This window comes from Acidimicrobiales bacterium, assembly GCA_036273495.1.
Classification (GTDB): domain Bacteria; phylum Actinomycetota; class Acidimicrobiia; order Acidimicrobiales; family JAJPHE01; genus DASSEU01.
This window is the reverse complement of sequence record DASUHN010000340.1, coordinates 1-6,652: the sequence shown is the minus strand read 5'-3', so window position 1 is coordinate 6,652 and position 6,652 is coordinate 1. Positions and strand designations below refer to the sequence as shown.

Genomic DNA, 6,652 nt, shown 5'->3' with positions numbered 1-6,652 from the left:
GCCCGACATGCTCACCGCCGTCGACCGGGTCGTGGACAAGCTCGAGCTGCGCCTGGTCCGGCTGAAGGGGCGTCTGGTCGGGCGGTCCCATCCCCGTCGTCAGGCCCCGGTAGACTAGTCACTACTGGCAAAACCTGACCGGCCTGCCGGCCGGACTAGACAGGGGCAGATCTAGACCGGGGTTACGACTGGCCGAGGACCTGGGCGCCCGAGGGGTGACCGTGACGGACGACTACGCGAGGGGTCCGGGAGAGGCGGTCCGGGTCCTGATAGCCGACGACCAGGCGCTGTTCCGGCGCGGCCTGTACGTCGTGCTCGGGACCGAGGACGGCATCGAGGTCGTCGGGGAGGCCGAGAACGGGGAGGAGGCCGTCACCAAGGCCGAGGACTCCGCCCCCGACGTGGTCCTCATGGACGTGCGGATGCCCAAGCTGTCGGGGATCGAGGCCGCCCGCCAGATCCGCGAACTCTCGCCGACCACCAAGATCCTCATGCTCACGGTGAGTGACGAGGAGGAGGACCTCTACGAGGCCATCAAGGCCGGCGCCAACGGTTACCTCCTCAAGGAGATCTCGGTGGAGGAGGTGGCCGAGGCCATCCGGGCCGTGGTCCAGGGCCAGAGCCTGATCTCCCCCTCGATGGCCTCCAAGCTGCTCAACGAGTTCAACTCCCTGGCCCGGCGGGCCGAGGAGCGCCAGCAGTTCCCGGTCCCGACCCTCACCGGCCGGGAGCTCGAGGTCCTGCGCCTGGTGGCCAAGGGCATGAGCAACCGGGAGATAGCCGACGACCTGTTCATCTCCGAGAACACGGTCAAGAACCACGTGCGCAACATCCTGGAGAAGCTCCACCTCCACTCCCGCATGCAGGCAGTGATGTACGCGGTGCGGGAGCGCCTCATCGACACCGGGGAGTGACCGGACCGGCCGCGCCCGTGGCGCGCCGACCCGGGGGCGCCGGGGCCCACCGGTAGAATCGGGCGTTCATATGGGAATCGTCGAGAAGGTCCTGCGGGCCGGGGAAGGCAAGAAGCTCCGCCGGCTCCACGGCCTGGTCCCGTACGTGAACGAGTTGGAGCCCGAGCTCCGGGCGCTGTCCGACGACGCCCTCCGGCACAAGACCGTCGAGTTCCGCGAGCGCCTGGACCGGGGCGAGGAACTCGACGAGCTGCTGATCGAGTCCTTCGCCGTGGTGCGCGAGGCGGCCCAGCGGGTGATCGGCCAGCGCCACTTCGACGTCCAGCTGATGGGCGGCATGGCCCTCCACTTCGGGTGGATCGCCGAGATGAAGACGGGTGAGGGCAAGACCCTCGTCTCCACCCTGCCCGTGTATCTCAACGGCCTGGCCGGCCAGGGCGTGCACCTGGTGACGGTGAACGATTACCTGGCCCGGTTCCACGCCGAGTGGATGGGGCGCATCTACCGGTGGCTGGGCCTCACCGTCGGCCTGGTCGTGCCCGAGGTCGACGACCCCGAGCTCAAGCGGGCCGCCTACGCCTGCGACGTCACCTACGGCACCAACACCGAGTTCGGCTTCGACTACCTGCGCGACAACATGGCGCGCGGGCGCGAAGCCATGGTGCAGCGGGGCCACGTGTTCGCCATCGTCGACGAGGTGGACTCGATCCTGATCGACGAGGCCCGGACCCCGCTGATCATCAGCGGCCCGGCACCGCAGTCCGCCCAGCTGTACTACCAGTTCGCCAGCATCGTGCGGACCCTGGTGGCCGAGGTCGACTACGAGGTCGACGAGGAGAAGCGCACGGTGGTGCCGACCGAGGCCGGCATCGAGAAGGTGGAGCGCCAGCTCGGGATCTCCAACCTCTACGACCAGGTGGCGGCCAACTACGTGCACCAGCTCCAGCAGGCCCTGCGCGCCAAGGAGCTGTACAAGCGGGACAAGGACTACATCGTCGCCGACGGTGAGGTGAAGATCGTCGACGAGTTCACCGGGCGCATCCTCGAGGGCCGGCGGTGGTCGGACGGTCTGCACCAGGCGGTCGAGGCCAAGGAGCGGGTGCGGATCAAGGAGGAGAACCACACCTGGGCCACCATCACCCTCCAGAACTACTTCCGCATGTACGACAAGCTGGCCGGTATGACCGGGACGGCGGAGACCGAGGCCTCGGAGTTCGCCAACACCTACAACCTCTCGGTCGTGCCGATCCCGACCCACCGGCCCATGGTCAGGGACGACCAGGCCGACCTCATCTACAAGACCGAGGACGCCAAGTTCAACGCCGTGGTCGAGGACCTGGTGCAGCGCTACGACAGCGGCCAGCCCGTCCTCGTCGGCACCGCCTCGGTCGAGCGCTCCGAGCACCTCTCCCGCCTGCTCGACAAGCAGGGCATCCCTCACGCCGTGCTCAACGCCAAGCAGCACGCCCGGGAGGCCGCCATCGTGGCCCAGGCCGGGCGCCTCCACGCCATCACCGTCGCCACCAACATGGCCGGGCGCGGGGTCGACATCCTGCTCGGCGGCAACCCCGAGGGGCTGGCCCAGCAGGAGGCGGCGGCCCAGGGCATCGACCCCACCTCCGAGGAGGGGGCGGCCCGCTCCGCCGAGCTACTGGCCAAGTTCGAGGAGGAGTGCCGGGCCGAGGGGGACGAGGTGCGCCGCCTGGGCGGGCTCTACGTGCTGGGCAGCGAGCGCCACGAGAGCCGCCGCATCGACAACCAGCTCCGGGGCCGCTCCGGCCGCCAGGGGGACCCGGGGCAGAGCCGCTTCTACCTCTCGCTCGAGGACGAGCTGATGCGGCTGTTCGCCACCGGGGCCATGAACTGGGTCATGACCAGGGCGCTGCCCGAGGACGTGCCGATCGAGGCGCGCATGGTCAGCAAGGCCATCGAGCGGGCCCAGGCGACGGTGGAGTCCCGCAACGCCGAGATCCGCAAGGACGTCCTCAAGTACGACGAGGTCAACCACGAGCAGCGCAAGGTCATCTACGCCCGGCGCATGCAGGTGCTCGACGGGGAGGACCTCCGGGAGCGGACCATCGAGATCCTCGAGGACACCCTCGACGGCCTGGTGCGGGCCGCCTGCCCCAACGACTACCCGGAGGAGTGGGACCTCTCCGGCCTCCTGACCGAGGTGGCCCTGGTGTACCCGACCCGCTTCACGCCCGAGGAGCTGAACGAGGCCACCGACGCCGACCAGGTGTACGAGAGCCTGCGGGCCGAGGCCGTGGCGTACTACGAGGAGAAGGAGGCCGGCCTCCCCGGCGGCGCCGACACCATGCGCCAGCTCGAGCGGGACATCATGCTGCAGATCATCGACCTGCGGTGGCGGGAGCACCTGGCGGAGATGGACTACCTCCGCGAGGGCATCAACCTGCGGGCCATGGGCCAGCAGGACCCGCTCGTGGCGTGGCAGCGCGAGGGCTTCCAGATGTTCGGCCAGCTCATGGACGCGGTCGACGAGGACTACCTGCGCTACGTGATGCACGCCGAGGTCCAGATCCAGCAGGCGCCCGAGCCCGACCTGGAGGCGCTGAGCTACCACGGCCCCGACGACCCGGTCCACAGCCCGGCCGACGCCGCCCTCGAGGTCCCGGTACTCGACCGGCCCGCGGGCGACGACGGCCCCGCGCCCGACCCCGAGCCGGAGCGGGCCGCCATGCCCCTGCCCCCACCGCCCCCGATGCCCGGCGGGGCGGGCCAGGCCGGGCGGGGCCTGGAGGGCGGCCTGGGCCAGCAGCCGGACGGCGAGGGGGCCGCCCGTCCCGCCGACGGCGCCGGTCCCGGGGGCCCGGCCCGGCCGGCTCCGGCGGCGGCAGGTGGCGCCGGTGGCCAGCCCAAGGTGGGCCGCAACGAGCCGTGCTGGTGCGGGAGCGGGCGCAAGTACAAGCACTGCCACGGCCGCTGAAGGGCGTAGTCCGGTGAAGGACTTCAGCGGGGACCTGGCCGCACTGGCGCGGCGGCTCGAGGAGGCCGAGAGCTATCTCGACCTGCCCGGCCTGCGGGCCCGCATCGAGGCCCTGGAGCCGGAGATGCAGCGGGCCGACCTGTGGGACGACGCCGACCGGGCCCGCCGGGTCACGACCGAGCACAACCGCCTGGCCGCCGACCTGGGCATGGTCGAGGGGCTGGTGGGCCGGCTCGAGGACGCCCGCACCCTCTTCGAGCTGGCACGCGAGGAGGGGGACGACTCGGTCGAGGCCGAGATCGCCGACCTCATCGACGGGTTGTCCGTCGACCTCGACGAGCTCGAGGTGCGCTCGCTGTTCACGGGGGAGCACGACGAGCGCGACGCCGTCTGCGAGATCCACGCCGGCGAGGGCGGCACCGACGCCCAGGACTGGGCCAACATGATGCTGCGGATGTACGAGCGCTGGGCCGAGCGCCGGGGCTTCGACGTCGAGCTGGACGAGGCCACCGAGGGCCAGGAGGCCGGGATCCTCTCGGCCACCTTCATCGTGCGGGGCCGCTACGCCTACGGGCTGCTGTCCGGCGAGCGCGGCGTGCACCGCCTGTACCGGATCTCCCCGTTCGACTCCCAGGCCCGCCGCCAGACCTCGTACGCCGCCTTCGACACCGTGCCCTTCCTCGAGGACCTGTCCGACGAGGTGAAGATCGACGAGAAGGACCTCCGCATCGACACCTACCGCTCGTCGGGCGCCGGCGGCCAGCACGTCAACGTGACCGACTCGGCGGTGCGCATCACCCACCTGCCGACGGGCATCGTGGTGTCCTGCCAGAACGAGCGCAGCCAGTTCCAGAACAAGGCCCGGGCCATGCAGATCCTGGCCGCCAAGCTGGCCGAACGGCAGCGCGAGGAGCGCCGGCGGGAGCTCGAGGACATCTCGGGCCCGCAGGGCCAGGTGTCACGCGCCGGCAGCTTCATCCGCGGCTACGTGCTGGCGCCGTACCAGAAGGTCAAGGACGAGCGCAGCAGCTACGAGACCGGGAACGTCGACGCCGTGCTCGACGGGGACCTCGACGCCTTCATGGAGGCCTGGCTCCGCTTCCGGCGGGGAATGGCGTCCCCGGGCGCCGCGGGCTGAGAATATAAGACGCGATGATCAAGCTCGAGAGCGTCACCAAGACCTACAAGGGCACGACCGTGGCCCTGCGGGACGCCAACGTCGACATCGCCAAGGGAGAGTTCGTCTTCCTGGTGGGCCCCTCCGGGTCCGGCAAGTCGACGTTCCTGCGCCTGCTGCTGCGGGAGGACAAGCCCGACCAGGGCCGCATCTGGGTGGCGGGCAAGGACATCTGCCAGCTCTCGCCGTGGAAGGTGCCCTACCTCCGGCGCAACATCGGCTGCATCTTCCAGGACTTCCGGCTCCTCCCGAACAAGTCGGTTTACGAAAATGTGGCATTTGCCCTCGAGGTCATCGGCCGCCCCCGCCACGTGGTGGCCTCGCAGGTGCCCCAGATCCTCGACCTGGTGGGCCTGGCCAAGAAGACCGACAACCTGCCCCACGAGCTGTCCGGGGGCGAGCAGCAGCGGGTGGCCATAGCCCGGGCGTTCGTCAACCGGCCCCTCATCCTGCTGGCCGACGAGCCGACCGGGAACCTCGACCCCAACACGACGGTGGGCATCATGCGGCTGCTCGACCGGATCAACCGCACCGGCACGACGGTCGTGATGGCCACCCACGACGTGGGGATCGTGGACTCCATGCGGCGCCGGGTCATCGAGCTAGACCGCGGCACGGTCGTGCGCGACCAGGCCCGGGGCGTGTACGGGATCGCCACTTGACCGGAGGGCTGTAGGCGATGGCGATGTCGCTCGACTACATGGCGCGCGAGACCGCCGGGAATCTCCGGCGCAACCTGCTCATGACCGGGGCGTCGATCCTGTGCGTGGCGGTGTCGCTCACGATCGTCGGTGTGGCCCTGATCCTCAAGCAGGGCGTGGCCAACGCCACCATCCAGTGGCAGGGCGGGGTGCGCATCGAGGTCTTCATGCAGCCCAACGCCAGCTCCGGTGAGAGCAACGCCGTCGAGCACCAGCTCTCCCAGATGAGCGATGGCGGAGGCAGCTCGTCCGGCGGCGGGTCCGTGATGTCATTCGTGTACTTCAATCAGCAGAAGTCCTACGCCGAGTTCAAGAAGATCTTCGCCGACCAGCCCACCATGGTGCAGAGCGTGCAGCCGACCGACCTGCCGCCGTCGTACCGGGTCGTCCCCCGCAACGCGTCGGACGTGCGTGCCATCGCGACGGAGTTCTCGAGCTTCCCGGGCGTCAAGTACGTGCAGTCGGCCCAGAAGACCGTCGACACCCTGCTCCACGTCACCGGGCTCCTGCAGACGGCCATGTTCGTGATGGCCGTGGCCCTGCTCGTGGCGGCCCTGGCCCTCATCCTCAACAGCATCCGCATGGCGATCTTCGCCCGGCGCCGCGAGGTGGCGGTCATGAAGCTGGTGGGGGCCACCAACTGGTTCATCCGGGTGCCGTTCATGCTCGAGGGCCTGATCCAGGGCATGCTCGGCGCCGGCCTCGCCTTCGGCGGGGTCTTCCTGTTCCGGGGCCTGGTCTCGTCCCTCGTCCACCACTACGGGCTGCAGCTGTTCGGGTCCTTCGTGGTCTCGGTGGGCAACGCCGTGGGCGCCGGAGTGTTCGTCGTCGTGGTCGGCTCGGTCGTGGGCGCCCTCGGGTCGGGCCTGGCCGTCCGGTCCTTCCTGGACGTCTGATCCGCCCCCCCCCCCGG

The 6,652-nt window shown here is 70.1% G+C and carries 5 protein-coding genes; all 5 read left to right on the top strand.

Going from position 1 to position 6,652, the window contains the following annotated elements; genetic code table 11:
- The first annotated feature begins 221 nt into the window (after positions 1-221).
- The 5 genes from VFW24_14580 (at position 222) to VFW24_14560 (ending at position 6,635) form a co-directional block, all read left to right on the top strand.
- Positions 222-914, top strand: a complete 693-nt coding sequence (locus VFW24_14580) for a response regulator transcription factor (protein HEX5267988.1) — start codon at positions 222-224, stop codon at positions 912-914.
- Between the two features lie 70 nt (positions 915-984).
- A complete protein-coding gene (secA, locus tag VFW24_14575; protein ID HEX5267987.1) occupies positions 985-3,861 on the top strand; it encodes a preprotein translocase subunit SecA in 2,877 nt (958 codons plus the stop codon).
- Between the two features lie 13 nt (positions 3,862-3,874).
- On the top strand, positions 3,875-4,999 hold the full coding sequence (gene prfB / locus VFW24_14570; GenBank protein ID HEX5267986.1) for a peptide chain release factor 2: 1,125 nt from the start codon (positions 3,875-3,877) through the stop codon (positions 4,997-4,999).
- 14 nt (positions 5,000-5,013) lie between these two features.
- On the top strand, positions 5,014-5,700 hold the full coding sequence (ftsE, locus tag VFW24_14565; protein HEX5267985.1) for a cell division ATP-binding protein FtsE: 687 nt from the start codon (positions 5,014-5,016) through the stop codon (positions 5,698-5,700).
- A gap of 23 nt (positions 5,701-5,723) precedes the next feature.
- Positions 5,724-6,635 (top strand): permease-like cell division protein FtsX, encoded by a 912-nt coding sequence (locus VFW24_14560; protein HEX5267984.1) that lies wholly within the window; start codon positions 5,724-5,726, stop codon positions 6,633-6,635.
- Positions 6,636-6,652 lie beyond the last annotated feature (17 nt).

What these genes read in the sequence shown, in the direction of transcription:
- secA (HEX5267987.1), top strand. Translation starts at nt 985, where the DNA reads ATGGGAATCGTCGAGAAGGTCCTGCGGGCCGGGGAAGGCAAGAAGCTC.
- ftsE (HEX5267985.1), top strand. Translation starts at nt 5,014, where the DNA reads ATGATCAAGCTCGAGAGCGTCACCAAGACCTACAAGGGCACGACCGTG.
- VFW24_14560 (HEX5267984.1), top strand. Translation starts at nt 5,724, where the DNA reads ATGTCGCTCGACTACATGGCGCGCGAGACCGCCGGGAATCTCCGGCGC.